At 60.4% G+C, this 24,866-nt stretch carries 20 protein-coding genes, 2 tRNA genes and 1 pseudogene; 5 read left to right on the top strand and 18 right to left on the bottom strand.

Annotation, left to right across the window (positions count from 1 at the left end):
• Nucleotides 1-62 precede the first annotated feature (62 nt).
• The 12 genes from nuoI to IG616_RS06015 all read right to left on the bottom strand — a co-directional run bounded on the left by nuoI (nt 63) and on the right by IG616_RS06015 (nt 10,346).
• On the bottom strand, nt 63-551 hold the full coding sequence (gene nuoI / locus IG616_RS05960; RefSeq protein WP_073015468.1) for an NADH-quinone oxidoreductase subunit NuoI: 489 nt from the start codon (nt 549-551) through the stop codon (nt 63-65).
• A gap of 23 nt (nt 552-574) precedes the next feature.
• Nucleotides 575-811: a hypothetical protein gene (locus tag IG616_RS05965; RefSeq protein WP_192147206.1), complete on the bottom strand. Its 237-nt coding sequence runs from the start codon at nt 809-811 to the stop codon at nt 575-577.
• A gap of 302 nt (nt 812-1,113) precedes the next feature.
• Nucleotides 1,114-2,163, bottom strand: a complete 1,050-nt coding sequence (gene nuoH / locus IG616_RS05970; RefSeq protein WP_192147207.1) for an NADH-quinone oxidoreductase subunit NuoH — start codon at nt 2,161-2,163, stop codon at nt 1,114-1,116.
• A gap of 15 nt (nt 2,164-2,178) precedes the next feature.
• Nucleotides 2,179-4,248 carry an NADH-quinone oxidoreductase subunit NuoG gene (nuoG, locus tag IG616_RS05975; RefSeq protein ID WP_192147208.1) on the bottom strand — a complete coding sequence of 690 codons (2,070 nt, stop codon included), beginning with the start codon at nt 4,246-4,248 and terminating at the stop codon, nt 2,179-2,181.
• A gap of 28 nt (nt 4,249-4,276) precedes the next feature.
• The gene (gene nuoF / locus IG616_RS05980; protein WP_192147209.1) at nt 4,277-5,575 is read right to left on the bottom strand and encodes an NADH-quinone oxidoreductase subunit NuoF; all 1,299 of its coding nucleotides are present in this window, start codon (nt 5,573-5,575) and stop codon (nt 4,277-4,279) included.
• 9 nt (nt 5,576-5,584) lie between these two features.
• The gene (locus IG616_RS05985; protein ID WP_192147210.1) at nt 5,585-6,778 is read right to left on the bottom strand and encodes an NADH-quinone oxidoreductase subunit E; all 1,194 of its coding nucleotides are present in this window, start codon (nt 6,776-6,778) and stop codon (nt 5,585-5,587) included.
• Nucleotides 6,779-6,859: 81 nt separating this feature from the next.
• Nucleotides 6,860-8,044, bottom strand: coding sequence for an NADH-quinone oxidoreductase subunit D (locus IG616_RS05990; RefSeq protein WP_073015462.1), 1,185 nt, complete (start codon nt 8,042-8,044; stop codon nt 6,860-6,862).
• An 11-nt stretch (nt 8,045-8,055) separates the two neighbouring features.
• Nucleotides 8,056-8,661, bottom strand: coding sequence for an NADH-quinone oxidoreductase subunit C (locus tag IG616_RS05995; protein ID WP_192147211.1), 606 nt, complete (start codon nt 8,659-8,661; stop codon nt 8,056-8,058).
• 71 nt (nt 8,662-8,732) lie between these two features.
• Entirely contained in the window at nt 8,733-9,314 is a 582-nt protein-coding gene (locus IG616_RS06000) for a NuoB/complex I 20 kDa subunit family protein (protein WP_192147212.1), read from the bottom strand.
• Nucleotides 9,305-9,670: an NADH-quinone oxidoreductase subunit A gene (locus tag IG616_RS06005; RefSeq protein ID WP_073015459.1), complete on the bottom strand. Its 366-nt coding sequence runs from the start codon at nt 9,668-9,670 to the stop codon at nt 9,305-9,307. Before IG616_RS06005 ends, IG616_RS06000 begins: the two co-directional genes overlap by 10 nt.
• 473 nt (nt 9,671-10,143) lie before the next feature.
• Nucleotides 10,144-10,220 (bottom strand) — tRNA-Asp (locus tag IG616_RS06010).
• Nucleotides 10,221-10,269: 49 nt separating this feature from the next.
• Nucleotides 10,270-10,346 (bottom strand) — tRNA-Asp (locus tag IG616_RS06015).
• A 417-nt stretch (nt 10,347-10,763) separates the two neighbouring features.
• Between IG616_RS06015 and IG616_RS06020 the strand changes: the two genes are divergently transcribed.
• Nucleotides 10,764-11,429, top strand: coding sequence for a helix-turn-helix transcriptional regulator (locus tag IG616_RS06020; protein ID WP_192147213.1), 666 nt, complete (start codon nt 10,764-10,766; stop codon nt 11,427-11,429).
• Between the two features lie 239 nt (nt 11,430-11,668).
• Nucleotides 11,669-13,357: a methyl-accepting chemotaxis protein gene (locus tag IG616_RS06025; RefSeq protein WP_192147214.1), complete on the top strand. Its 1,689-nt coding sequence runs from the start codon at nt 11,669-11,671 to the stop codon at nt 13,355-13,357.
• 69 nt (nt 13,358-13,426) lie between these two features.
• Here the strand turns inward: IG616_RS06025 and IG616_RS06030 are convergent, their stop codons facing one another.
• The 4 genes from IG616_RS06030 to IG616_RS06045 form a co-directional block, all read right to left on the bottom strand.
• On the bottom strand, nt 13,427-16,753 hold the full coding sequence (locus tag IG616_RS06030; protein ID WP_192147215.1) for an error-prone DNA polymerase: 3,327 nt from the start codon (nt 16,751-16,753) through the stop codon (nt 13,427-13,429).
• Nucleotides 16,750-18,222, bottom strand: a complete 1,473-nt coding sequence (locus tag IG616_RS06035) for a Y-family DNA polymerase (RefSeq protein WP_192147216.1) — start codon at nt 18,220-18,222, stop codon at nt 16,750-16,752. Before IG616_RS06035 ends, IG616_RS06030 begins: the two co-directional genes overlap by 4 nt.
• Nucleotides 18,137-18,724, bottom strand: a complete 588-nt coding sequence (locus tag IG616_RS06040) for an ImuA family protein (protein WP_192147217.1) — start codon at nt 18,722-18,724, stop codon at nt 18,137-18,139. Before IG616_RS06040 ends, IG616_RS06035 begins: the two co-directional genes overlap by 86 nt.
• Before the next feature lie 108 nt (nt 18,725-18,832).
• Nucleotides 18,833-20,239, bottom strand: coding sequence for an aminotransferase-like domain-containing protein (locus IG616_RS06045; protein WP_209007301.1), 1,407 nt, complete (start codon nt 20,237-20,239; stop codon nt 18,833-18,835).
• Nucleotides 20,240-20,396: 157 nt separating this feature from the next.
• Here IG616_RS06045 and IG616_RS06050 point away from each other — a divergent pair, with 157 nt between their 5' ends.
• From IG616_RS06050 to IG616_RS06060, 3 genes are all read left to right on the top strand, one after another.
• Nucleotides 20,397-21,257 (top strand): DMT family transporter, encoded by an 861-nt coding sequence (locus IG616_RS06050; RefSeq protein ID WP_192147218.1) that lies wholly within the window; start codon nt 20,397-20,399, stop codon nt 21,255-21,257.
• Nucleotides 21,258-21,684: 427 nt separating this feature from the next.
• Entirely contained in the window at nt 21,685-21,906 is a 222-nt protein-coding gene (locus IG616_RS06055; RefSeq protein WP_192147219.1) for a helix-turn-helix domain-containing protein, read from the top strand.
• A complete protein-coding gene (locus IG616_RS06060; protein WP_192147220.1) occupies nt 21,906-23,165 on the top strand; it encodes a type II toxin-antitoxin system HipA family toxin in 1,260 nt (419 codons plus the stop codon). Before IG616_RS06055 ends, IG616_RS06060 begins: the two co-directional genes overlap by 1 nt.
• 140 nt (nt 23,166-23,305) lie before the next feature.
• Here the strand turns inward: IG616_RS06060 and IG616_RS06065 are convergent.
• Together IG616_RS06065 and IG616_RS06070 are read right to left on the bottom strand one after the other, a co-directional pair.
• A pseudogene (locus IG616_RS06065) lies at nt 23,306-24,063 on the bottom strand (IS5 family transposase).
• Nucleotides 24,064-24,181: 118 nt separating this feature from the next.
• The gene (locus IG616_RS06070; RefSeq protein WP_192147221.1) at nt 24,182-24,607 is read right to left on the bottom strand and encodes a hypothetical protein; all 426 of its coding nucleotides are present in this window, start codon (nt 24,605-24,607) and stop codon (nt 24,182-24,184) included.
• Between the last annotated feature and the right edge of the window lie 259 nt (nt 24,608-24,866).

Raw genomic sequence — 24,866 nt, forward strand, 5'->3', positions numbered from 1 at the left:
CCGGCCGGGATCAGGACCTCTGGCCGAATTGCCGGAAGCCCTAGAAAAGTTGCGTCAAGCTCCTAGCGGTAAGGAGCATCCATTTCAATGTTGCGGGCGATTTCACGCTCCCAACGGTCACCGTTCGCGAGCAGCTTCTCTTTCGAGTAGTACAGCTCTTCACGGGTCTCGGTGGCGAACTCGAAGTTCGGCCCTTCGACAATGGCGTCCACCGGGCAGGCTTCCTGACAGAAACCGCAGTAGATGCACTTCACCATGTCGATGTCGTAACGGGTGGTGCGGCGCGTGCCATCGTTGCGGCGCGGGCCAGCTTCAATGGTGATCGCCTGTGCCGGGCAGATGGCCTCGCACAGCTTGCACGCAATGCAGCGTTCTTCCCCGTTCGGATAGCGGCGCAGCGCATGTTCACCGCGGAACCGCGGACTCACCTGCCCCTTTTCGAACGGGTAGTTGATCGTCGGCTTCGGCCTGAAGAAGTAGCGCATGGCCAGGAAGAACGCCGAGACGAACTCCTTCAAGAACAGCGATTTGGCGGCCTGATCGAGTCCCATCGCCTTGTTGCCTTCCTTATCCCTCAACCGGCCAGCTGACTGCCGGCCAGATACCCGATCACTGGAAATCCAATGATCGGAATTACGAATACAAGTCCCCGCAGGAGAGCGCCGTACCGGGCCACAAGGCCACCGTCGCCGCCTGCGCGTCTGTTCTTTTCCTCGACCGCCTGAAGCACCCCTTTCAGGATCTTCCAGTCGAGCCAGCCGAGGTATCCCCCCAGAGCCGCCCCGACCAGTCCGGAGATCGAAACACTCATCTCTTATCCACTCTCAGGTTCTGAGGAAGCTTCTAGCTAGGAAAGAAGTTGATTCCCAGCTATCGCCCCGACGAAACCAAACAGCACAGGCATGAACCATTGGTAGAGAAATCGAGTTGCCTTTTGAGCTGTCTCCAAATCCCACCTTATGGGCCCAAGCCCTATACCTGCATCCAGCCCCCGTTTACGGCGCTCTTCAGCAAGCTTTGCCTGCAAACGCAGCACATTGGGGAGGACCAGTACTCGGCCTAACAGAGCGACTACAACGCCCAAACCAGCACCGAGTACAATCCCCATTACACTCACGGCGCCCAGCCCATGACCATCAGCACGGCGGCCACGATCACGACCATTGCCAGCGACAGCGGCAGGAACACTTTCCAGCCCAGGCGCATCAGCTGGTCATAGCGGTAGCGCGGGACCATCGCCTTGACCATCGCGAACATGAAGAAGCCAAGCAGACACTTCAGGATGAACCAGACAATGCCCGGTACCCAGGTGAAGGGCGCGAAGTCGAACGGCGGCAGCCATCCACCCATGAAGAAGATCGTCATGAGCGCGCACATCAGACAGATGGCAACATACTCACCGAGCATGAACATCATGTACGGGGTGGAGCCGTATTCCACCATGAAACCGGCGACCAGTTCGGATTCAGCTTCCGCAAGGTCGAACGGCGGGCGATTCGTTTCCGCCAGGGCGGAAATGAAGAACACCACGAACATCGGGAACAGCGGCAGCCAGTACCAGTTCAGGATCGACAGCCACGGCACGCCCAGCATGGTCGCGAGACCGGTCTGCTGGGATTCGACGATGGCCGTCAAGTTCAGCGAACCGGCGCACAGCAGAACGGTCACAAGCACAAAGCCGATGGAGACTTCGTAAGAGACCATCTGAGCCGCAGAGCGCAGAGCCGACAGGAACGGATACTTGGAGTTGGATGCCCAGCCACCCATGATGATGCCGTAGACTTCGAGCGAAGACACCGCGAAGACGAACAGCACGCCGACGTTGATGTCGGCAATCACCCAGCCGGAGGCCACCGGAATGACGGCCCATGCGGACAGGGCGAGCATCACGGACACCAGCGGCGCGAGCAGGAAGAGCGTCTTGTTGGAGCCGGACGGAATGACCGGCTCTTTCAGGACGAACTTCAGAAGGTCGGCAAAGCTCTGCAGCAGGCCCCAGGGGCCAACCACGTTCGGGCCGCGGCGGATCTGGACGGCAGCCCAGATCTTACGGTCGGCGTAGAGCACGTAGGCAACGATCACCAGAAGGCAGACGAGCAGCAGCACGCTCTGGAAAATCATCCAGAGGAGCGGAAAGCCGTAGGCCGTCATGAAATCCCACATATCTGTCCCCTGCCCTTATTCCGCTGCTTCCGCCGCGCGGGACTTGGCCAGGGCGGAACATTCCGCCATCACGGCCGACGCACGCGCGATCGGGTTGGTCAGATAGAAATCGCTGATCACGTTGTGGAAGGCTGCCGAATTCGGCTTGCCGCCCATGTCCGCCAGCTTGGCGATGTCTGCAATATCTCCGGCGGCAATGCCGTCGATCTCGGCCAGATGCGGATGAGCTGCAAACAGCGCTCCCCGCAGACCGGCGAGAGAGTCGAAGCCGAGGGTCTTGCCCAGAGCTGCCGACAGCGCCCGCAGGATCGCCCAGTCTTCGCGGGCATCGCCCGGAGGGAAGCCCGCCCGGTCGCCCAGCTGCACGCGGCCTTCCGTGTTCACGTAGATGGCCGACTTTTCGGTATAGGCAGCGCCCGGCAGGATCACGTCGGCGCGGTGTGCGCCACGGTCACCGTGGGTGCCCTGATAGATCACGAAAGCACCGGCCGGAATTTCGACTTCGTCGACGCCGAGGAGGAACAGAACCTCCAGGCTGTTTTCCGCCAGGATCTGACCCGTGGACAAGCCGCCCTCACCCGGCACGAAGCCGATGTCGAGCGCGCCGACCTGGGCTGCTTCCGTGTGAAGAATGTTGAAGCCGTTCCAGCCGTCCTTGATGACGCCGTGCGCCTTGGCGACAGCGGCAGCAGCAGACAGGACCGCTGCGGCATCCATGCGGTTCAGAGCACCCTGGCCGATGATGATCATCGGCTTCTTGGCCCCTGCCAGAATGGAGGCATCACCAATGAGGCTCTGGACGCTTTCCGGACCTGCACCCAGATAGGTCACCGGATAGGTCAGGTCAGCGTTCTGGCCGATCAAACCGATCTTGATGTCGCCGCGGGTCCAGCGCTTGCGCAGACGCGCATTGAGGACTGGGCTTTCAAGACGCGGGTTGGTGCCGATGAGCAGAATAGCGTCTGCCTCATCAATGCCCTGAACTGTCGAGTTGAACAGATAGCTGGCGCGGCCATGCTTCGGATGCAGCGCGGACCCCGGATAGCGGCTATCGATGTTCTTCACACCGAGGCTGTCCATCAGGCTCTTGAGCGCAAACATTTCCTCAACACCGGAGAGCTGACCGGCAAGTGCGCCGATCTTTTCCGGAGACGTGGCCTTCACCTTGTCTGCAATGATCTGGAAGGCTTCGGCCCAGCTCACCGGCTGCAGCTTGCCATCCTTCTTTGCGTAAGGACGATCGAGGCGCTGGGTCTTCAGACCGTCCCAGATGTACCGGGTCTTGTCGGAGATCCATTCCTCGTTCACCGCATCGTTCAGACGCGGCATGATGCGCATGACTTCCTTGCCGCGGGTGTCGACGCGGATGGCGGAGCCGAGTGCATCCATCACGTCGATGCTTTCGGTCTTCACCAGTTCCCACGGACGGGCATGGAAGGCGTAGGGCTTGGAGGTCAGGGCGCCAACCGGGCACAGGTCAACGACGTTGCCCTGCATTTCGGAAGACAGCGCCTTCTCCAGATAGGTGGTGATCTCTGCATCTTCGCCGCGGCCGATCAGGCCCATGTCGGCCACACCGCAGACTTCCGTGGTGAAACGGACGCAGCGGGTGCAGTGGATGCAGCGGGTCATGATGGTCTTGACCAGCGGACCCAGGTGCTTGTTTTCCACGGCGCGCTTGTTCTCGCTGTAGCGGGAACTGTCGACACCATAGGCCATTGCCTGGTCCTGAAGGTCGCACTCGCCGCCCTGGTCGCAGATCGGGCAATCCAGCGGGTGGTTGATGAGGAGGAACTCCATCACCCCTTCGCGGGCCTTCTTGACCATCGGGCTCTTGGTCAGAACCACCGGCGGCTCTCCGTTCGGGCCCGGACGCAGGTCACGGACACCCATGGCGCAAGATGCGGTCGGCTTGGGCGGTCCGCCCTTCACTTCCACAAGACACATGCGGCAGTTTCCGGCGATCGACAGCCGGTCGTGGTAACAAAAGCGCGGAACTTCGGCGCCGGCTTCCTCGCATGCCTGAAGCAGCGTGTAGTCCGCCGGGACATCCACTTCCTTGCCGTCGATGATCAGCTTTGTCATCGCCTGCTCTCCAAATCCCGTTTCCGCGTTACTCTGCCGCGACCATCGCCGGCCGCTTGGCCTTGGCGACGTAATCGTCGATGCGCTGTTCGATGACCGGCCGGAAGTTCTTGATCAACCCCTGGATCGGCCAAGCCGCAGCATCGCCAAGTGCGCAGATGGTGTGACCTTCAACCTGCTTGGTCACGTTGAACAGCATGTCGATTTCCTCATAAGAGGATTCGCCCTTCACCATGCGTTCCATGACGCGCCACATCCAGCCGGTGCCTTCACGGCACGGCGTGCACTGGCCGCAGCTCTCGTGCTTGTAGAAGTAGCTCAGCCGGGCAATCGCCTTGATGATGTCGGTCGACTTGTCCATCACGATCACGGCTGCCGTGCCAAGGCCGGAGCCCAGACCGCGCAGCGTGTCGAAATCCATCGCCGTGTCCTTGATCTGCTCCGCCGTGAGGCAGGGCACCGAGGAGCCGCCCGGAATGACTGCCAGCAGATTGTCCCAGCCGCCACGGATACCGCCGCAGTGCTTTTCGATCATGTCGGAGAACGGAATTCCCAGTTCTTCCTCGAAGGTCGCCGGCTGGTTCACATGGCCGGACACGCAAAATAGCTTGGTGCCTGCATTGTTTGGCTTGCCGAGGCCAGAGAACCAGGACGCGCCACGGCGCAAGATGGTCGGCGCGACTGCAATCGATTCCACGTTGTTCACCGTGGTCGGGCAGCCGTAGAGGCCAACGTTCGCCGGGAACGGCGGCTTCAGGCGCGGCTGACCCTTCTTGCCTTCAAGGCTTTCCAGCAGAGCGGTTTCTTCGCCGCAAATATAGGCGCCGCCGCCGTGGTGAACGTAGATATCGAAATCGTAGCCGTTCTTGTTGTTCTTGCCGATCAGGCCAGCGTCATAGGCCTGATCAATGGCAGCCTGCAGACGCTCACGTTCGCGGATGAACTCACCGCGCACATAGATGTAAGCAGCAATCGCGCCCATGGCGTAACCGGCGACCAGGCAGCCTTCAACCAGCGTATGGGGGTCGTGGCGCAGGATTTCGCGGTCCTTGCAGGTGCCCGGCTCGGATTCGTCGGCATTGACGACGAGGTAGCACGGACGGCCATCGGAAGCCTTCGGCATGAAGGACCACTTGAGGCCTGTCGGGAAGCCTGCGCCGCCACGGCCGCGCAGACCGGATGCCTTCATCTCGTCGATGATCCAGTCGCGGCCCTTGTCGAGCAGCCCCTTGGTGTTGTCCCACTGGCCGCGCTTCTTCGCGCCTTCAAGACCCCAGTCATGAAGACCGTAGATATTGGTGAAGATCCGATCCTGATCTTTCAGCATCTCTTCCCCCTACCCTTCGTTCTTGCTGGAGGGCACTTCGCCCTTTTCGACGCGTTTGGAGAATTCCGTCTCGCCGCCAGATGCCAGGATCTTGGCCTGCTCGATCCAGCCGTCGCGTTCGATCCGGCCCTTGAACTTCAACCGGCTGTCCACCCAGGCGATTTCCGCCGGGGTCCAGGCCGCAACCTGATCAAAATGATAGAAACCGAGATCATTGAGGGTTTCCTCAAGCTTCGGGCCAACGCCCTTCAGCTTCTTCAGATCGTCCGGCTTGCCGTCACGCGCGGCGGTGAGAAGAACAGGTTCCTTCTCTTCCACGGCAGGTGCATCGGCGCTTTCCGGCTTGGCCTTGGAGACCGGCGCCGGTTCGGCGGGCTTTTCAGCTGCCTTCTCGACCTTCTTGGCAGTGTCAGCGGCGCTGTCCGCAGCCTGCTTGGCAGCAAAAGCTGCCTTCACCTTGGCAACAGCGTCTTCTGCCGGGGTCGGCACACCGTCATAGTCCTTGCCGCCCGCGTTGATCGCAGCGCCGGTAAAGGCCAATGAGGCCTTTGCGTTGCCATCGACCACATGCGGCACCGGCAGGGTGCCCTTGGTGTCGTCGTTGATCTCGGTAAGGCTTGTCTGCCCGCCTTCCGCCATGGCAAAGCGGCGACCGTTCTGCGGGCCAGGCGTCACTTCCTTGCCAGCGGAGATATCGTCCAGAAGCTTGTTGAACGTGTCCGGCGTCAGGTCTTCATAGGTGTCCTTGAAGATCTGGACCATCGGCGCGTTCACGCAGGCGCCCAGGCACTCGACCTCTTCCCAGGAGAAGTTCCCGTCTTCGGAAATCTCATGCATGTGCTTGGCGATACGGGACTTGCAGATCTTGATCAGATATTCAGATCCGCGCAGCTGGCACGGGGTGGTGCCGCAAACCTGGATGTGAGCTTTCTTGCCCACCGGCTGAAGCTGGAACATCGTGTAGAAGGTCGCGACTTCCAGAACCCGGATATGCGGCATGGAGAGCATGTCCGCGATGTAGCGGATTGCCGGCTCACAGACCCAGCCGTTGTTCTGTTCCTGGGCGCGCCACAACAGCGGAATGACGGCAGAGGCCTGACGGCCCGCCGGATACCGGTCGATCACCTTCTTCGCCCAAGCGAAGTTAACCTCGTTGAAGGCGAAGTTTTCAGGTTGTTCCGCGGCAAGTCTGCGAACCGCCATGGTGTTATCCCCGTTTCATCAGCATGACCGGAGCCGGTTGGCCGGCTGCCAGGGTCGAGAAAAAAGCGCGAAAGCCGACCGTTAGCGGTCGACCTCGCCAAACACGATATCCATCGAGCCCAGAACCGCCGAGATATCGGCGAGCTGGTGGCCGCGGCCCACGAAGTCCATGGCCGAAAGATGCGCAAAGCCCGGAGCCTTGATCTTGCAGCGGTACGGCTTGTTGGTGCCGTCAGCCACGAGATAGACGCCGAACTCGCCCTTGGGCGCTTCCACAGCGGCGTACACTTCGCCAGCCGGGACGTGATAGCCCTCGGTATAGAGCTTGAAGTGGTGGATCAAGGCTTCCATCGACCGCTTCATCTCGCCACGCTTGGGTGGAACGATCTTGCCGTCCGTGGAAGAGATCGGACCCGTTTCCGTGGTCAGCCGCTCAAGGCACTGCTTCATGATCCGGACCGACTGACGCATCTCTTCCATACGGATCAGATAGCGGTCGTAGCAGTCGCCGTTCTTGCCGATCGGAATATCAAACTCCAGATCCGCATAGCACTCATACGGCTGCGACTTGCGCAGATCCCAAGCAGCGCCGGATCCGCGGACCATCACACCGGAGAAGCCCCACGCCCAGGCATCATCCAGATCAACAACGCCGATATCGACGTTGCGCTGCTTGAAGATGCGGTTGTCGGTCAGAAGGCCTTCAATGTCGTCCAGACGCTGCAGGAACGGATCACAGAAATCCCAGATGTCGTCGAGCAGATCGCGCGGCAGGTCCTGGTGGACACCACCCGGACGCACATAAGCAGAGTGCATGCGGGCACCGCAAGCGCGCTCGTAGAAGATCATCAGTTCTTCGCGCGGCTCGAAGCCCCACAGCGGCGGCGTCAGAGCGCCAACGTCCATGGCCTGGGTGGTCACGTTCAGAAGATGCGACAGCAGGCGGCCGATTTCCGAATAGAGAACGCGGATCAGCTGGCCGCGCATCGGAACGGTGACGCCGAGCATCTTCTCGACCGCCAGCGCAAAAGCATGTTCCTGGTTCATCGGCGCCACGTAGTCGAGGCGGTCGAAGTAAGGAACGGCCTGCAGATAGGTCTTCTGCTCGATCAGCTTTTCGGTGCCGCGGTGCAGCAGGCCGATATGCGGATCGACGCGCGTCACCACTTCCCCATCCAGCTCAAGCACAAGACGCAGAACGCCGTGGGCCGCCGGGTGCTGGGGACCGAAGTTGATGTTGAAATTGCGAACCTGATTTTCGGCCATCGGGGAAAGCCTTAATTCGTGGTTGCTTTCTCATCGCCCGGCAGCACGTAGTCCGTGCCTTCCCATGGCGAGAGAAAATCGAAATTGCGGAATTCCTGGTTCAGGCGAACCGGCTCGTAAACGACGCGCTTCTTCTCGTCGTCATAGCGCACTTCCACGTAACCGGTCACGGGGAAGTCCTTGCGCAGCGGATGGCCGTCGAAACCATAGTCGGTGAGCAGACGGCGCAGATCGGGGTGACCGGAGAAGAGAATGCCGTACATGTCATAGGCTTCGCGCTCGAACCATTCAGCGCCCGGGAAAAGGCCGGTGATGGAGGGAACCGGGGTTTCCTCATCGGTGGCGACCTTCACGCGGATGCGCTGGTTCTGAACGGGGGACAGGAAGTGATAGACGACGTCGAAACGCTTTTCCCGCGCCGGCCAGTCAACTCCGCACACATCCGTCAGATTGACGAACTTGCAGGAGCTGTTGTCGCGCAGGAACCGCACAACGTCAAGAATCTGGCCAGCATCCGCCACAAGCGTCAGCTCGCCATACTCGACGGTCCAGGACAGCAGGGACTCGCCCAGAGCAAGCTGGATGTGCTCTGCGAGTTCCTTCAGCGTCTCGTCCATGTTCTTTGCCTCACTCCGTTGGAGCCTCGAAGGGGCGGCGCGTTCCACCCCTAGTCAAATTCAACCGGTTCTCAGCGCTCGATCGTGCCCGTGCGCCGGATTTTCTTTTGCAGCATCAAGACGCCGTAAAGCAGAGCTTCCGCCGTCGGAGGGCAGCCCGGCACATAGATGTCGACCGGAACGACCCGGTCACAGCCGCGCACCACCGAATAGGAAAAGTGGTAGTAGCCGCCGCCATTGGCGCAGGAGCCCATGGAGATAACGTAACGCGGCTCGGGCATCTGGTCATAGACCTTGCGGAGCGCGGGAGCCATCTTGTTGGTCAGCGTGCCGGCGACGATCATCACATCCGACTGGCGCGGAGACGCGCGCGGTGCGAAGCCGAAGCGCTCGACATCATAATGAGGCATGGAGAGCTGCATCATTTCCACGGCGCAGCAGGCCAGACCGAAAGTCATCCACATCAGCGAGCCGGTACGGGCCCACTGGATCAGATTGTCGGTCGAGGTGACGAGAAAGCCCTTGTCGGCCAGCTCGTCGTTGACTTCCATGAAGAAAGGATCATTCGCGCCGACCGGCTTGCCGGTGTTCGGGTCAATGATACCCTTCGGCTGCTGCGCGATGAGCGGGCCGGTTGTGCTGGTCAATCCCATTCCAGCGCTCCCTTTTTCCATTCGTAGATGAAGCCAATGGTGAGGACGCCGAGGAAGACCATCATGGACCAGAAGCCGTACCACCCAAGATCACCGAACTTCACCGCCCAGGGGAAGAGGAAAGCCACTTCCAGGTCGAAGATGATGAACAGGATCGAGACCAGGTAGAAACGGACATCGAACTTCATGCGCGCGTCGTCGAATGCGTTGAAACCGCACTCATAGGCGGAGAGCTTCTCCGGATCCGGATTCTTGTAGGCCAGGAGGAACGGAGAAATCAAAAGCGCCAGGCCGATCACCAGCGCAATGCCGATGAACACGACGATCGGGATGTATTCCCGCAAGAGTTCTTCCATGTCTTTCGCGTCCTTGCATGTGGAGGGTGGACCGGGAGAAGATCCTGCCTTCGAGGCCCTACCCTAGCGCAGTGTTTCAACCGCTCATAGCGCAAGACCTGCCGGCCCGAGGCGGACCAGCATGCGAAGGCACGCTTAGCTCACCCCATGGTGCAACGCAAGACCTTCCCGCCGCCAAACAATTGCCATCGTTGACCGAAATTGCCGTTTTCACGCCACGAACCGCACAATTCCTTGCGTTCCCGGCCGGTGCATAACTTTCACCAGAGGTATGCACGCTTCGCGCCTGCCGTCATTTGACCCGGCAGGCCCTGAGGCATTCAAAGGATTCGCATGAGCAGACAAGGAAGGGATCTGAAGCCAGGACGCGCAAAGGCGCCACAAAGCGCAGGCGTTTGGTTTCATATTTTCTTTGAGTTTGTTTTGAGGAAATGTCTTGCCCAAGGGCGGCCCGGTTTCCCGGCTTCGTTAAGTGGCGCGAGTGACGGGGCTCGAACCCGCGACCTCCGGCGTGACAGGCCGGCACTCTAACCAACTGAGCTACACCCGCAACTTAACGGTATATAGGCGCCCTTCCCTGACCGAAGTCCTATGGGAAGTGGCGCGAGTGACGGGGCTCGAACCCGCGACCTCCGGCGTGACAGGCCGGCACTCTAACCAACTGAGCTACACCCGCTCCGCGCTGACGACGTGTTGTCGCCGCGAAGTGGCGCTGATGTACGGCGGCAGGCGGAGGAAGTCAAGCACCCGGAAAGCCATGCCGGGAGGTTTTTGCAAAACACGCAAAAACCCCTAGGAACAAGGCGTTTCTGAGTGGCGCTGTCTTGTGGATAAAATCAAGCCAGCAAAATGGCTTGAGGCAAAACCCTGATCCTGAATCGCACCAGATTCTTCTGAATACCTATTCAGTCGCAATTTCGAGACAGATCCATCCTCCATCCGGCCCCGCAGACTTGACCAAACCAGCAGCCAGCCGCATCTATGTATGCATAAACAGGTCATTTATACATAAGCTGCCGCCTTACACGGCAGAGATCCCACTGTCAGGAAGCCAGCCCTCCGGCGGCTCAACTCTTTTGAAAAGCACCGGCCCTTGACGACAAGCCCGTTTGAGACCCTTACCCGCAACGCCCTCGGCATCTGGTCCGACACCAGCGCCGGTAGCTCGCCCCTGTCGGATGCAAACAGATTTCTGCCACTCACCACAGGCAACGGGATCAATCTGCACAGCATCGACATGCATTGCGACGACCCGGGAGACTTCAGCCTGGTCCCCGTTGTCGAGCAGACAAGCCTGAAGCGGAATGGCGTAACGCGGCTGCGCGACTATTCGGACCAGAGCTTCATCCGCAAGCATGTCGCCGACCCTTTTGCCGCAACGAGGGACAGTTGCCAGCCAATTGTTGAAACAGTCCAAGCCCGGATGATCGATCAATACATCATCTACGACCGGCTGATCCTGCCTCGGAAGGTGACGACGGGACGCGCCGCCTGGGCTGTGTCGATTGTCTTGCCGAGACTAATTCTTCCGGCAGTCTCCCCCTCAAGGAGAGTGACATGCCGCGAGAATGATGTGCTCGACCGGTTGATGCTCGGACGGACGGCAAAGCAGATCGCAGCAGAACTCGGTTTGTCCCAGCGTACAGTCGAACACCGCATTCAGGACCTGAAGCTCAAGTACCGCGCCGACACCACCCCGCACCTGATAGCCCTCGCCATCGGCAGCAGACTTTCAGAGCAAGGGCAAAACGGCGGCTGATGCGCCTTATGCCCGCTGCAAGCGGTTGACTTGCCAAGCTTATTCCTCTGCGGAAATTCAAATCTACAATCAAATAAACTAAGCGCACAACAAAAATAACAATACGTTTTTTTGACAATATCGCGCAACCCTAAGTGGACTCGAATAAAAATCATCACCGGCACAAGAAACGACTTTTCATTAACTTATCCTGTGTACTTATTTGATCTATCCATTCGTTCTTCCACCGGATCTGCAAGATGATTTTAGGCGCCCCAAAGACAGTAAGCGGAAAGCTCTATGCCCTCGTCGGCCTCTTCTCCGCCTGCTTCATGATCACTCTCGGCTATCAGCTGTACGCCCTCGGAAACAATCTCGAGGCCTTCAAACGCGCGGAAATCCGTAGTCTTGTACAGGCAGCGCAAAGCATTGCCGGAAATTATCAGGCGCTCGTCTCAAAAGGAGAAATGAGCGAGGCAGACGCCCAGGACGCCGCCAAGCGCGCCTTGCGCGGCATGCTCTACAACGGCGGCAAAGATTATGTCTTTGTCTATGATGGTGGAGGCACCAATCTGGTTCATCCGGCGAAACCAGCTAATGAAGGAAAGAACCTGCTCTCTTCGACGGATGGCAACGGCAAGTTTCACATTCGCGAGTTTATCGATCAGGCAAAGGCCAATGGCACCGCTTATGTTTCCTATGCCTGGAAGGATCCCGACGGCAAGATCCTGCCAAAGATCAGCTATGTCTCAGAGTTCAAGCCATGGGGCTGGATTCTTGGTTCCGGCGTTCTCATGGATGACATCAATGCTGCCTACTGGAAAACGGCAGCCAGCAGTGCCGGTCTAATGGCGCTGCTGATTGCGGTTTGCGTTGGCCTCGGCGCTATGATTGCCCGGTCGATCGCCAGCCCGCTGCGCACCCTCTCCCTCCGGATGCGGGAAATCGCGGAAGGCACCTTTTCCGGTGCTATCGAGGGCGTGGACCGCAGTGATGAAATTGGCGACATGAGCAAGGCTGTGGCCGTGTTCCGCGAAAACGGAATCGCCCGCCAGCAGCTTGAGCAGCAGACAGAAGCTGATCGTCTGCGCGAACAACAGCGCCAGACAAAGATCGCGAGCCTGATCAAAATCTTCCAGGAAGAAGTACGCATCGCGGTGGGATCGGTCAGCGACAACACCGGCCGTTTGAACGAAGCAGCTGTTGCCCTGCGCAACATTGCCACCAGAACAGAGGAAAGTTCCGGCAGTGCGGCTGCGGCCTCGGAACAGGCCACTGCAAACGTGCAGACCGTCGCCTCGGCGGCAGAGGAGCTCTCGGCTTCGATCAGCGAAATCAACCGTCAGGTGAGCCAGAGCAGCGCAACTGTCGGACAGGCAAGTGAAAGTGCCGCCCTGTCCAATTCCAAGGTCGCCAGCCTGGATGCCGCGGCCCAGAAGATCGGCGAAGTTGTCAGCCTGATTCAGGCCATCGCTGAACAGACAAACCTTCTGGCGCTGAATGCGACCATTGAGGCTGCACGTGCAGGTGAAGCCGGACGCGGCTTTGCCGTTGTGGCGGCCGAGGTTAAAGAACTGGCCAACCAGACCTCAAAGGCGACGGAGGAAATTTCCTCCCAGATCACGGCCATCCAGAATTCGACCCGGGAGACCGTCGCGGTGATTGAGGACATCACCAAGATCATGGAAGAAGTCAGCGGTTACACCGCCGCCATTACGGATGCGGTCAGCGAACAGGGGCTGGCGACCCAGGAAATATCCTCCAACGTGCAGGAAGCTGCCGAAGGCACGCGCCTTGCCACGGTCAACATGCACACCGTCGCAAGCGGTGCGACCCAGACGGCCCAAACCGCCGACGACGTGCTGGAAAGCACGACCCGCACGGCGGAAAGCACCCAGAACCTGCGCAACAAGATCGAGACCTTCCTGCAGGACGTGGCAGCCGCCTGATCCCGTCATTGCACCGTTTTCAAGACAAGCCGGCAGGTCCACCTGCCGGCTTGTCTTTGCGCGGTTTTCTCAATGGAAATCCCGGCTGGGAAACAGCCGCTTGGCCTGTTCTCTCGGATGCCGCGCGCTGGCGGCATAGCGGGGCGGACGGGGGGCGTCGTCGGCTTGAGGCTGGGTGATGCCGATGGCGCTGTCGAGCGGGTGGCCAAGCTCGGAGAGCTTGAAGGACAGATCCTCGATCTGGTCGGCGATCAGATGCACCACGATGCCCTCGCGCTCCAGCCGCCCTGTCACCTTGAGCAGACGCCCGCCCATAACGATGCGCCGGAACCGCTCATAGATCTTCGGCCAGACCACAACGTTGGAAACACCGGTCTCGTCCTCCAGCGTCAGAAAGATGACGCCGGAAGCGGTGCCCGGCCGCTGGCGGGTGATAACCAGCCCGCAGACAGTGGTGCGCATCAAAGGAGCAACCGGCAGCCGGTCGTGCGGGGTCAGGCCCGTGATCGACGGGCGCAACAGCTCCATCGGATGCGCGCGCAGGGTCAGGCGCATGGCGACATAATCCTCGACCACCTCTTCGCCCAGATGCATGGCAGGAAGGGTGACGGAAGGCTCCCGCAGGCCCTCCCCGTCCAGAGGGTCGGAAAAAAGCGACAGGGGCGCTGGAGAGCGGATCGCGCGGACCTGCCAGAGGGCATCGCGCCGGGTAAGCCCCATCCCGGCAAAGGCATCCGCCTCGCCCAGGCGCTCCAGAACGGCAGGGCCAACCCCAGCCCTGAGCCATAGGCTTTCCGGATCCGGATAGCCATTGCCCCGCGCCGCCACGATCCAGCCCGCGTCTTCCTCGCGGAATCCCTTGATCTGACGGAAGCCGAGCCGCAGGGCCAGTGCACCGTCGCCGCGCCGCTCCAAGAGATTGTCCCACTGGCTGTGATTGACGCAGACGGGCCGGATCTCGACCCCATGCTCCCGGGCGTCGCGCACGATCTGGGCAGGAGCGTAAAAACCCATCGGCTGGGAATTCAGCAAGGCGCAGGCAAAGACCGCCGGGTGATGGCATTTCAGCCAGGAAGAGACATAGGTCAGCATGGCGAAGGCCGCTGCATGGCTTTCCGGAAAGCCATAATCCGCAAAGCCCTCGATCTGGGAAAAGCACTGCGCGGCAATGTCCTGACTGTAACCGTTTGCCAGCATGCCATTGATGAATCGGGTCTTGTGGTCTCCGATAGTGCCCATGCGCCGGAACGAGGCCAGGGACCGGCGCAAATGATCCGCCTCTTCCGCCGAATAGCCCGCGCCGACCACGGCGATCTGCATGGCCTGTTCCTGAAACAGCGGCACGCCCAGGGTCTTGCGGGTCACCTCTTCAAGCGCAGGACCGAACGGTTCCGGAGCCTCCAGCCCCTGACGCCTGCGGATATAGGGTTTGACCATGCCGCCCTGAATGGGACCGGGCCGGACAATGGCGACCTCGATCACCAGATCGTAGAACGTCTTCGGCTGCATCCGGGGCAGGAAGTTCATCTGCGCCCGGCTTTCCACCTGAAACACACCCACCGCGTCGGCCCGCTGAAGCATCTGATAGGTCGCCTTGTCCTCCTTGGGCACGGTGTCGAGGGTCAGACGGAGCTTCTCATGCTGCTCCAGCAAATCGAAACTCTTGCGCAGGCAAGTCAGCATACCAAGGGAGAGAACATCGACTTTCAGGATGCCGAGAGCGTCGATGTCATCCTTGTCCCATTCGATTACCGTGCGGTTTTCCATCGCCGCATTTTCGATGGGGCACAACTCGTCCAGACGTCCGCGGGTGATGATGAAACCGCCCACATGCTGGCTGAGATGGCGCGGAAACCCGATGATCTCTTCGATCAGGCGGATCGTCTGCGCCAGCCGCCGGTCATTGGGGTTCAGCCCCAGTTCCCGCGCCCGCTGAGCGTCCGCCCCGCTGTTTGAGTATCCCCAGATCTGCCCGGAAAGGGCTGCGGTCACATCCTGCGACAGGCCCATGACCTTGCCGACCTCGCGGATTGCCGCGCGGGCGCGGAAGTGGATCACCGTGGCGCAAAGCCCTGCCCGGTGGCGGCCATACTTATCGTAGATCCACTGGATCACCTCTTCCCGGCGCTCATGCTCGAAATCCACGTCGATATCTGGCGGTTCCCCCCGGTGGCGGGAGATGAAGCGCTCGAACACCATGCCGATCATGTCCGGACTGACATCGGTGATGCCAAGGAGATAGCAAAGGACGGAATTGGCTGCCGAACCGCGCCCCTGGCAAAGAATGCCGCGCGAACGGGCCTCCTGCACGATGTCATGTACCGTCAGGAAATAGGCGGCAAAGCCCAGTTCCCCGACCAGGGCCAGCTCCTTTCCCATCAAAGTCAGCACCTTGCCGGGCACCTCACCCGGATACCGGCGGGCGAGCCCTTCCTTTGCCAGACGCTCCAGCCGGGCCTGAGGCGGTTCTCCATCAGCGATTTCATTGGGATATTCGTAGCTGAGCTCCGAGAGGTCGAAGGCGCAGCGGGCGGCAATCTCACAGGTCCGGCGCAGGGCCGCCGGATGGTTGCGGTAAAGCCGCGCCATATCCTCCGCCCCCTTCAGGCGGCGCTCCGCATTGGGCAGGGCCCGGGTGCCGATCCGGTCGATGGTCAGTCCCTCGCGCAGGCAGGTCAGCACATCCGCCAGCTGGCGCCGGGCCGCCCGGTGCAGCAGGACGTCGCCTACAGCCACCATCGGCGCAGAGATCCGCAGCGCGAAGGCCGCGCAGGCGTCGAACCAGGACTGGTCCGAACCATCATAACGCGGCGGTGCGCCCAGAAAGACATGGCCCGGATAGCGGCGGACAAGGGTTTTCACAGGTCCCTCGGACTTGGCCAGATCGGCTGGAACAAGATCAGCAGGCGGCAGGGCGATCAGAATCATGCCCTGGCAGCCCTTTTCCAGATCTGCCAGATCCAGATGGCATTCCGCCTTTTGCGCCCGCCGCTTGCCATCGGTCAAAAGCCGGGCAAGCCGGTGATAGGCTCCCCGGTCCACTGGCAAGGCCAGCCACTCCACCGGACAGTCGCGCAGCACGAGGCGGGTGCCAATGATCAGCTTCGGCAAGCGGAACGGCACCGCCCCGCGCCCATCCGGATGCGTGTCATTCCGGGCGCCGTCCATTTCCTTGCGCAGAGCCTTGAGCGCACTATAGGCCCGCACCACACCGGCCAGCGTGTTGCGGTCGGTGATCGCGATGGCCTCCAGCCCCAGCTCAGCCGCCTGCCGCATCAGCTCTTCCGGGTGGGATGCTCCAGTGAGAAAGGTGAAATTGGAGGTCACACACAGTTCGGCATAGCGCTGTGGAAACGCCGCAGTAAGGGGAATGACCGGACAGGGCGGCTGGCTCATGCGAACTCCCCCTGCACGAACCAGCCTGGGTTCTGCGGCGTGTAGAACAGCCAGAGCCGCTGCCCCTCACGGGTGTCCACCTTCCAGTAATCCCGAACCCCAGACCGCCAGTTCTCGTCGTCCTGCCACCATTCCGGTGCAATACGCTCCGGACCCATTGCACGGAATGTCCTGAAGGCCATCCGGCGCCAACGGAACTGGTTAGGCGGCTGACTACCGGTGCCAAGGATGGGAACGGGCGGGAACAGGCGCAGGGGACGCAACTGCCCCCGGCGCCAGCCGCTGCCGGGCGCACTTGGGGTGCCATTGAAAGCCGCGGGCACGGTCATAAAGCTGCGCTCCGGAATATGACTGTCGGAGGGAAGGAAGCGCTGGATATTCTCCAGGCCGATGCGGGTTCCAATCCGGGTGATCAGATCGCTGAGCCGGTCCTCCCCGGGTCTCGTCTGGGCCGTACTGAGCTGCTCGGCAGGCAGCGGTTCCACGAGGGTCGCTTCAAGACGCATCTGATCGATGCCGAAGCCTGCTTCCACCTCGCCAACGCCCCGCTCGAACAAGCGCAGAAGGCGCTCCGGATCCCGCATGGGCGCGGCAAGACGGAGCGGAACGTCCTGGCTTTCCTGATCCACCCGCCGGAAGGTCAGCACCAGGCAGCGGGCGCCCGTCTCCTGGGCCTTGAGCTTGGTACAGAGTGGCTTGAGCAGCCGCTCCAACGCATTCATCACGTCCCCGGTCAAGCCGATGGGGTCGGGAAAACTGAGGCGTACGCCGTAATGGGGCGGGTCTCCCTCGGGGGCCAGTGCTTCCGGCGCCCGTCCAAAGGCCTGATCCAGCCGCGTCAGAAGCTGGGGCCCGAACCGGCGCGCGAGCGGCGCGCGGGCCGTCGCCTCAAGATCCGCAATGGTCCGGAGCCCCAGCCGCTCGAGCGACGTGATCATGGTGCCCTCAAGCCGCAATGCCGCAACGGGCAGGGTTTCAAGCCCTCCTCCCTCCTGACCGTAATGCGCCAGGGCCCAGGCCGCGCCACGGGAATGGGAACAGGCAACCAGAAGGCTCAGCCCTGCCCTTTCGGCCCGGGCGCGCATGTCATCCAGCATGGCCTCCTCGCCGCCCCAAAGATGGGTGGCGCCGGTTACGTCCAGCGTCAAACCATCCATCCCTTCTGCACCAACAGAAGGGCAATAGCGGGCCGCCCAGCGTCGCAGAACAACAAGGAACCGGGCATCCAGATCCGGCCTGGCAGGATGGGTGATCAGCCCGGGGCAATAGGCCCGCGCATCGGCAAAGCTCATGCCGCGTGATAGCCCTGCCTGTTCCGCCTGCCGGTTCAGGCAATAGATCCGATTGGTGTTGTTTTGCGTGAGCGTCAGCGCGAAAGGACCGTCAACCGGCCGCGCCCGCAAGACCCGGTCGCTCGCCAACCGGGGAAACCACATGCAAACGATGCGTTTCCGAAGACCATCGAACATGCCAGGCTCCGTATGTTCCTGTTTTGTTCTTTTTAATCTCCCAGCGCATGAGAGTCGAGTCCCCGCTTGCCGGATCAAAGACAGGCGCGGCGTGCCAGCGGCTTTCGGCAGCATTGGAGCCCATGCCTTCCGGCGTTATACACAATCCGGCCGCATGCCCCGCCTTGGCCGCCAGCTGGAGCCTGCGGCCTTCACGTAGGCCCAGCGGCTGGGATATCTCGATCACGACACAGGCAATCACACCCGCCCTCAGCGCCTCTTCGGCAACGGCAAGACTACCGGTCTGATTGTCCGTAAGGGCCAGAAGCAGCCTGTCCGGATCGAAAAACGGCGCCAGTCCTGCCGGGGTCACCGTCTCCGGGCACCACGCCTCGCGCACCCACAGGACCATTCCTCCTGCCGAAGCCGCAGCGATGGCCGCAAAGGCGCAGCTGCCCGGACCGCTGACCTCATGGACGCGGGCAGAACGCAAGGGAAAGGAAGCAAAGAGACCGGTCCGCATGATGTCAGCTTACTCTGAACGCCAAAGCCCACCCAAAAGAACATAAAGAGAACAAATACCCCTTTACCGGTGGAGATGGCAAGCATATCCGGTCCGGGAGCGATCAGATCAGACCGGGCGGGCCGGTCCGGTCATTGCCTTCTCCAGGGCCATATAGATCCGTTTGTCCGCCATATGCGCCACATTGAAGCGCAGAAACCCTCCGGCGGTTTGGGAAACGCTGAAGACATTGCCGGGCGCAAGGATCACCTTGTCCTCCATGCAGCGCTGAGCAATGGAAGAAGAGTCCAGCCCCTCCGGCAACCGGCACCAGAGATAGAATCCGCCCCTCGGCATGACCCAGGGCACAAGCCCGAGGGGGGCGAGACGCTTTGCCGTCTCCTCCCGGGCGCTTGCCAGCCGCTGGCGCAGCTCGTCCATATGCCTGCGGTAGCTGCCGCCGGTCAGAATACCGGTGATGATGGAGGCCGCCAGCGGACTGGGACCGGAAAAACAGGTCGCGATCTGAAGGTCTGTCAAGCTTTCGATCCAGTCCTGCCGGGCGGCGATATAACCGCAGCGGATGGAGGCGGACAGGGTCTTGGAGAAGCTGCCGATGCGGATGACCCGGTTCAGCCCGTCCAGCACCGCCAGCCGGGGCGAAAGCGCGGGCTCGAAATCCGCAAAGATATCATCCTCGACAATGGTCATGCCGTGACTGGCTGCCACACTCAGCACCCGGTAGGCGCTTTGGGGCGAGACCGTCGCGCCCGTCGGATTGTGAAGGGCCGAATTGGTGATGTAGAGGCGCGGCTTTTCCGCACTTACAACCCGCTCGAAGCCATCCGCATCCGGCCCCTCCGGCGTGAAGGGCACGCTGACGATCCGGACCTGATGGGCCCGCAGCAGGGCCTGGAAATTGAAATAGCAGGGATCGTCCAGAAGAACCGTATCGCCAGGCCGCAGCAGCAGGCGGCAGATCAGATCGATGGCCTGGGTGCCGGATCCGGTCAGCATGACCTGGGACACTGTTGCCGGAAGCCCCTCCTCCGCAAAGCGGCCGATCAGCAGGCGGCGCAGAGCCAGCGCGCCCCGTGTGCTGCCATAGTCGGTCAAGAGCCCCGCCTCTCCCCGGCTCAAGGCGCGCAAGCCTTTGCGGATTGCACCGTTCGGCATCCAGCTGGCCGGCAGCCAGCCACAGCCGGGCATCAGGTCCGATGAGCCCGCATCCAGAGACAGGCGCGACACCCAGAACGGATCGACCGTCCTCTCCCGCGGCTCCCCCATCTCGGCCAGTGCCATGGGCGGCAAGTCGGCACCGGTCACATAGAAGCCGGATCCGCGCCGCGCCCGGATGACGCCCTCGGCCTCCAGCCGGGCATAGACCTCCGCCACTGTCGAGGGCGAAGCGCTCATCGACCGGGCGAAGCGGCGGATCGAGGGAAGACGGTCCCCAGGCGCAAGCGACCGGTTCACAATCTTCACCCGGACCACATCCATCAGGGTTTCCGTACGTGTCGGAGTATCAACGCCCATGTACCGGTTCCGTCCGCGCAGTTTTGCCCATTTCTGTATGGGCAATTGAAGCCATACAATTTTTGAAAATTGTACTTCAGCGCCTCTGCCCGATCCAGCCCTGCCTGGCTAAGACATGACGACCTGGGGCGGGTCAGACTTGAGAAGGTGGAGCAACATGGAAAAACCGGCAGCAGGCTGGGGCAGCGGCCTCTTGGGCGTTCTCATCTTCAGCGGCTCTCTTCCGGCGACACGGGTTGCCGTCGCGGACTTCCCGCCCCTCTTCCTCACCTCGGCCCGCGCGGTCATCGCAGCACTCCTCGGCGCGGTGTTTCTGCTTGCGCTCCGGCAGAAACAGCCCCTGCGCCAGGACTTTGTCTCGCTGGCAATCGTCGCTCTGGGCGTGGTCGTGGGGTTTCCGCTTCTGACGGCCCTGGCGCTTCAGCACATCACAGCGTCCCATTCGATCGTCTTTGTCGGGCTGCTGCCTCTTGCGACAGCAAGCTTTGGCGTCTTGCGCGGCGGGGAAAGACCACGCCCGGCCTTCTGGCTGTTTTCTCTGCTTGGCGCCTCAACGGTGATCGCTTTCGCACTGGCCCATAGCGGCGGCGGATCATTTACGGGCGATCTCTTCATGGTCGCCGCCATCCTGCTCTGCGGACTGGGCTATGCGGAGGGCGCGGCCCTGTCCCGCAGGCTCGGCGGATGGCAGGTCATTTCCTGGGCGCTGCTTCTGTCCCTGCCGGTCATGGCAGCCATCGGGCTTTTCACTCTGCCTTCCAACTGGAGCCACGTCGGCATCCCCGCCTGGACCGGCCTTGCCTATGTCTCGGTCTTCAGCATGCTGGTGGGCTTCATCTTCTGGTACCGGGGACTGGCGCTTGGCGGCATTGCCGGTGTCGGCCAGCTGCAGTTGCTGCAGCCCTTTTTCGGCTTGATTCTGGCAGCTCTGTTCCTTCACGAGGCCATCGCATGGCCCATGCTGGCCTCCACCTTGGCCGTCGTCGCCTGCGTCGCCGGCGCCAAGCGCTTTGCCTGAAAAGCAAGGCCGCGCCGAGCGGGCAGCCTGCGTGTCAGCAACGCAAACAAATGCCTTGCTGCGCAACAACATTCAATGATTTCAAGGGGAAGGAATGGTGGGCGATGAGAGACTCGAACTCTCATTTCTCTCATCGAGCAACATACTATCTATTTGATAATGAATTCATATTCATATATTCATATCAATGAATTTGTGACATTGGGATGGACGTGTTTTTGTGACACATTTTGTTGTGCACGAAACAGCTCTATTCGACTTTCGACACTCCCTGTATTCACCGCCCTGCCTCACATTCGAATGTCAATGATCCCGATCAGGATCATTTCTTCTTGCACGCCGTAACTTCAGCTCATTTCATCCCGATCGGTTCTTTTTAGTGCAATTTCAGCTCTGCCGTGATTAAATAATCCCGAGAGGGACGAAAATGACCACAATTGAAGATAGCGCCTCAATAGGGCGGCTGATCCGGGAGGAACGCAAGCGGCAAAATCTCACTCAGCAGGAGTTGGCCGGTCTCGCAGGCGTGGGTATCCGCTTTCTCAGAGAGCTGGAAAGCGGCAAGGACAGCTGCCGGCTCGGCCTGACACTGCTAGTCCTACAGACCTTGGGCCTCAGACTCATCACCGTTGGCAGAGGTGTCTCTTGATGACGAGGACCCTGGACGTCTACCTAAATGACAAGAAGGCCGGTGAGCTCCATCAAGATGACGGCGCCAGACTAACTTTTGCCTATGACCGGGACTACCTCGGCTCAGGAGGCAGTGCGATCTCGGTGTCCATGCCGCTGACAGAGGCTCCCTACCCGGACGCGACTTCCCGCGCCTACTTCTCGGGCCTCTTGCCAGATGAAAGCGCACGCCACAGGCTCGCCGAAGCCCTGGGTATCTCGCGCAATAACCCTTTCGGCCTGCTAGAAGTGATCGGCGGCGATTGCGCGGGCGCATTGTCGCTTTTACCGAAAGGGCACTCATCTGCTGCAACCTCCCAAGGATATGCCGAGGTCTTAACGGCAGAGAAGCTCAAAACAGTTCTGTCCAGGCTTCATGATCGCCCGCTTCTGGGGGGAGAAGCAGGCATCCGGTTGTCTCTAGCCGGGGCGCAGGACAAGCTTGCTGTCTGCTTGATCGATGGAAAAATCGCGATTCCCAAAAATGGAATCCCCTCGACGCATATTCTCAAGCCGGTGATCCTGACGCTGGAGGGGACCGTCGAGAACGAGCTCTTTTGCATGAAGCTGGCCAGCCGCCTCGATCTCAACGCGCCGGAGGTTAGGCGCTACTCCTCCGACGGGACAGATGTTCTGCTCGTGGAGCGCTATGACCGGCGTCAGGAGCCGGACGGCACTGTCATCAGACTGCATCAGGAAGACTTCTGCCAAGCACTCGCAGTTCCGCCTGAGCTGAAATACGAGGAAGAAGGTGGCCCCGGCACGAAGGACTCTCAAGCACTGATCCAGGCCTCCACGCAGAGCCCTGCAGCGGACCGGCTCACGTTCCAGCGCATGCTCATATTCCACTATCTCGTGGGCAATGCAGACGCGCACGCGAAGAATTATGCCCTGCTCTACCGGGATAAGGCACCTGACTTGGCTCCACTTTATGACGTCGTCTGCACAGCAGCATATCCCCGGCTTTCAAAGAAGCTTGCAATGAAGATCGGGGGACGAGCGACACCGGACACCATCCTGCTGGAACACTGGCACTCACTGGTGCCGCCGACAAAGGGCGCTCAGAAGATGATCAATGCCGAGCTCGGCACAATGGCTTCAAAGATCATCTCGGAAGCAGACGCCCTGCTGGGCGAACTCGCAAGTGATGGCATCGCCCATCCGGTGCTGAAGACCGTCCGCAAAATCATCGGGACCCGCTCGGCAATGATCCTCCAAGCTCTGGACAACAACAAATAGTCCGACGTCACGGAGCGCCTTGTACGCTTTTAAGATGTTGCCTGATAACAATCTGATCTGCATCTTGAGCGCGGTGAGTTTGAATCAAACCGTACGCAGAAGGGAAACCCATTTACAGGGACATATCCTAGGCTCCGGACTCATAACCAGTATGCGATGACAGCGGCGATGTGGATTGCGGCGAGGAAGTTTACGGCGAGCCGGTCATATCGGGTGGCGATGCGCCGGAAGTTCTTGAGGCGGCAGAACATGCGCTCGATGGCGTTCCTGTCTCGATATAGGCGGGGAGAAAAGCACTTCTTCCAGACCCGGTTCGCCTAGGGCGGGATGTTCGGCATCGTGCCCCTTGCCTCGAGGGAGCGACGGATGCTGTTGCTGTCGTAGCCCTTGTCGGCATGCAGGATCTGACCTGCTGGCAGGCGTTCGAGTAGCGTCGAAGCAGCTGTGCAATCAGCCACTTGGCCACCCGTCAACAAGAATGCGATGGGCCTGCAGAAGGTATCGGTCAGGGCGTGGATCTTGGTCGTCCGCCCGCCCCGCGAGCGCCCGATGGCTTGCGTCTTCTCCCCCCTTTTCCGCCTGAGGCGGAGCGGTGGGTCTTCACTGCCGAGCTGTCGATCAGCACGTGGGCGGGCGCTCCGGCCGCCGAGGAAAGGGCGTGAAAGAGGCGTTCCCAGACGCCCTTCGCCGCCCAGCGGGCATAGCGACTGTAGAGGGTCTTGCGCGGCCCGTAGTCCGGAGGTGCATCGACCCAGCGCCCGCCCGACTTCAGTACGTGGACGATCCCACTGATCACGCGCCGGTCGTCCACCCTCGACTTGCCCCGCGTGTCGCGTGGCAGATGCGGCGAAATCCGTTCGAACTGCTCGTCTGATAGCCCAAAATTGTCGCGATTCATACCGGCCTCCTCTCAAAGACCGTGAATCACATCAGCGACAGATCATAAAGCCCTTTTATGGGTCTGGACCCTAGTTCTGGGTCAACCAGAAATGGCAGACCCAGAACAACGCACACACCTAGATCTTAGAAAGTTCGCGGCGAATCCGAGTTATTTCTTCCGTGTCATCGTAACTATCGATCATCATTTCCAGATCGTAGCGAATCCGATCAACATTCGCGATTGCAGCGTTTACATTTCCACGATGGATCTTCTGTTCATCAGTGAGATCGTCCCAATCGTCCAGTTCGGCAATAATATTTGTCTGACTATCGCGGTTGATTACTTCTCCGTCCGGAAATGTGTCAGGATAGTGACTTGCAATCCTACGAAAAAGCGCTGCTTCGACTGGTTTCTTATCGTCAGTTTCGCTGGCGAGGAGTTCGTAAAAGCGCCTGGTCGACATCACAAATCCGGAAGCGTCCAGTTCTTTTGCAAGCTCCTCAGGATAAGGCAAGTAGAAACTAGCCATGTTAGTGCTCGGAGCGATTGCGTCATTACTCATGTTTTTCTCCTAGTAAAGCTTCAGGAACTACCGAATATTTGGCATCCTGATCGGCACAAACGGGAGAAGCTGTCGTCGGTCGCTTTTGAATGATGGTTCATCTTCTAGTCCTCGTTATCTAAAGGAACTTATTGTTGATTTCCATTGAGAAGTGACCCGGCTTGGCCTGATATTTCCATTGAGAATTGACCCATGTTTGAACCTTCCCTCGCGTGTTTTCAGCGGGGGCTATGGAGTGATCGACATGGCGTTATTGAGC

The organism is Roseibium litorale (assembly GCF_014842915.1).
Taxonomy (GTDB): Bacteria; Pseudomonadota; Alphaproteobacteria; order Rhizobiales; family Stappiaceae; genus Roseibium; species Roseibium litorale.

Coding starts and splice junctions, on each gene's coding strand:
- IG616_RS06000 (WP_192147212.1), bottom strand. CDS start 9,314: ATGGGATTGACCAGCACAACCGGCCCGCTCATCGCGCAGCAGCCGAAG.
- IG616_RS06025 (WP_192147214.1), top strand. CDS start 11,669: ATGATTTTAGGCGCCCCAAAGACAGTAAGCGGAAAGCTCTATGCCCTC.
- IG616_RS06070 (WP_192147221.1), bottom strand. CDS start 24,607: ATGAGTAATGACGCAATCGCTCCGAGCACTAACATGGCTAGTTTCTAC.
- nuoG (WP_192147208.1), bottom strand. CDS start 4,248: ATGACAAAGCTGATCATCGACGGCAAGGAAGTGGATGTCCCGGCGGAC.
- IG616_RS05995 (WP_192147211.1), bottom strand. CDS start 8,661: ATGGACGAGACGCTGAAGGAACTCGCAGAGCACATCCAGCTTGCTCTG.
- IG616_RS06060 (WP_192147220.1), top strand. CDS start 21,906: ATGACGAGGACCCTGGACGTCTACCTAAATGACAAGAAGGCCGGTGAG.
- IG616_RS06035 (WP_192147216.1), bottom strand. CDS start 18,222: ATGTTCGATGGTCTTCGGAAACGCATCGTTTGCATGTGGTTTCCCCGG.
- IG616_RS06040 (WP_192147217.1), bottom strand. CDS start 18,724: ATGCGGACCGGTCTCTTTGCTTCCTTTCCCTTGCGTTCTGCCCGCGTC.
- IG616_RS06050 (WP_192147218.1), top strand. CDS start 20,397: ATGGAAAAACCGGCAGCAGGCTGGGGCAGCGGCCTCTTGGGCGTTCTC.
- nuoH (WP_192147207.1), bottom strand. CDS start 2,163: ATGTGGGATTTCATGACGGCCTACGGCTTTCCGCTCCTCTGGATGATT.
- IG616_RS06055 (WP_192147219.1), top strand. CDS start 21,685: ATGACCACAATTGAAGATAGCGCCTCAATAGGGCGGCTGATCCGGGAG.
- IG616_RS05990 (WP_073015462.1), bottom strand. CDS start 8,044: ATGGCCGAAAATCAGGTTCGCAATTTCAACATCAACTTCGGTCCCCAG.
- nuoI (WP_073015468.1), bottom strand. CDS start 551: ATGGGACTCGATCAGGCCGCCAAATCGCTGTTCTTGAAGGAGTTCGTC.
- nuoF (WP_192147209.1), bottom strand. CDS start 5,575: ATGCTGAAAGATCAGGATCGGATCTTCACCAATATCTACGGTCTTCAT.
- IG616_RS05985 (WP_192147210.1), bottom strand. CDS start 6,778: ATGGCGGTTCGCAGACTTGCCGCGGAACAACCTGAAAACTTCGCCTTC.
- IG616_RS05965 (WP_192147206.1), bottom strand. CDS start 811: ATGAGTGTTTCGATCTCCGGACTGGTCGGGGCGGCTCTGGGGGGATAC.
- IG616_RS06030 (WP_192147215.1), bottom strand. CDS start 16,753: ATGAGCCAGCCGCCCTGTCCGGTCATTCCCCTTACTGCGGCGTTTCCA.
- IG616_RS06045 (WP_209007301.1), bottom strand. CDS start 20,239: ATGGGCGTTGATACTCCGACACGTACGGAAACCCTGATGGATGTGGTC.
- IG616_RS06005 (WP_073015459.1), bottom strand. CDS start 9,670: ATGGAAGAACTCTTGCGGGAATACATCCCGATCGTCGTGTTCATCGGC.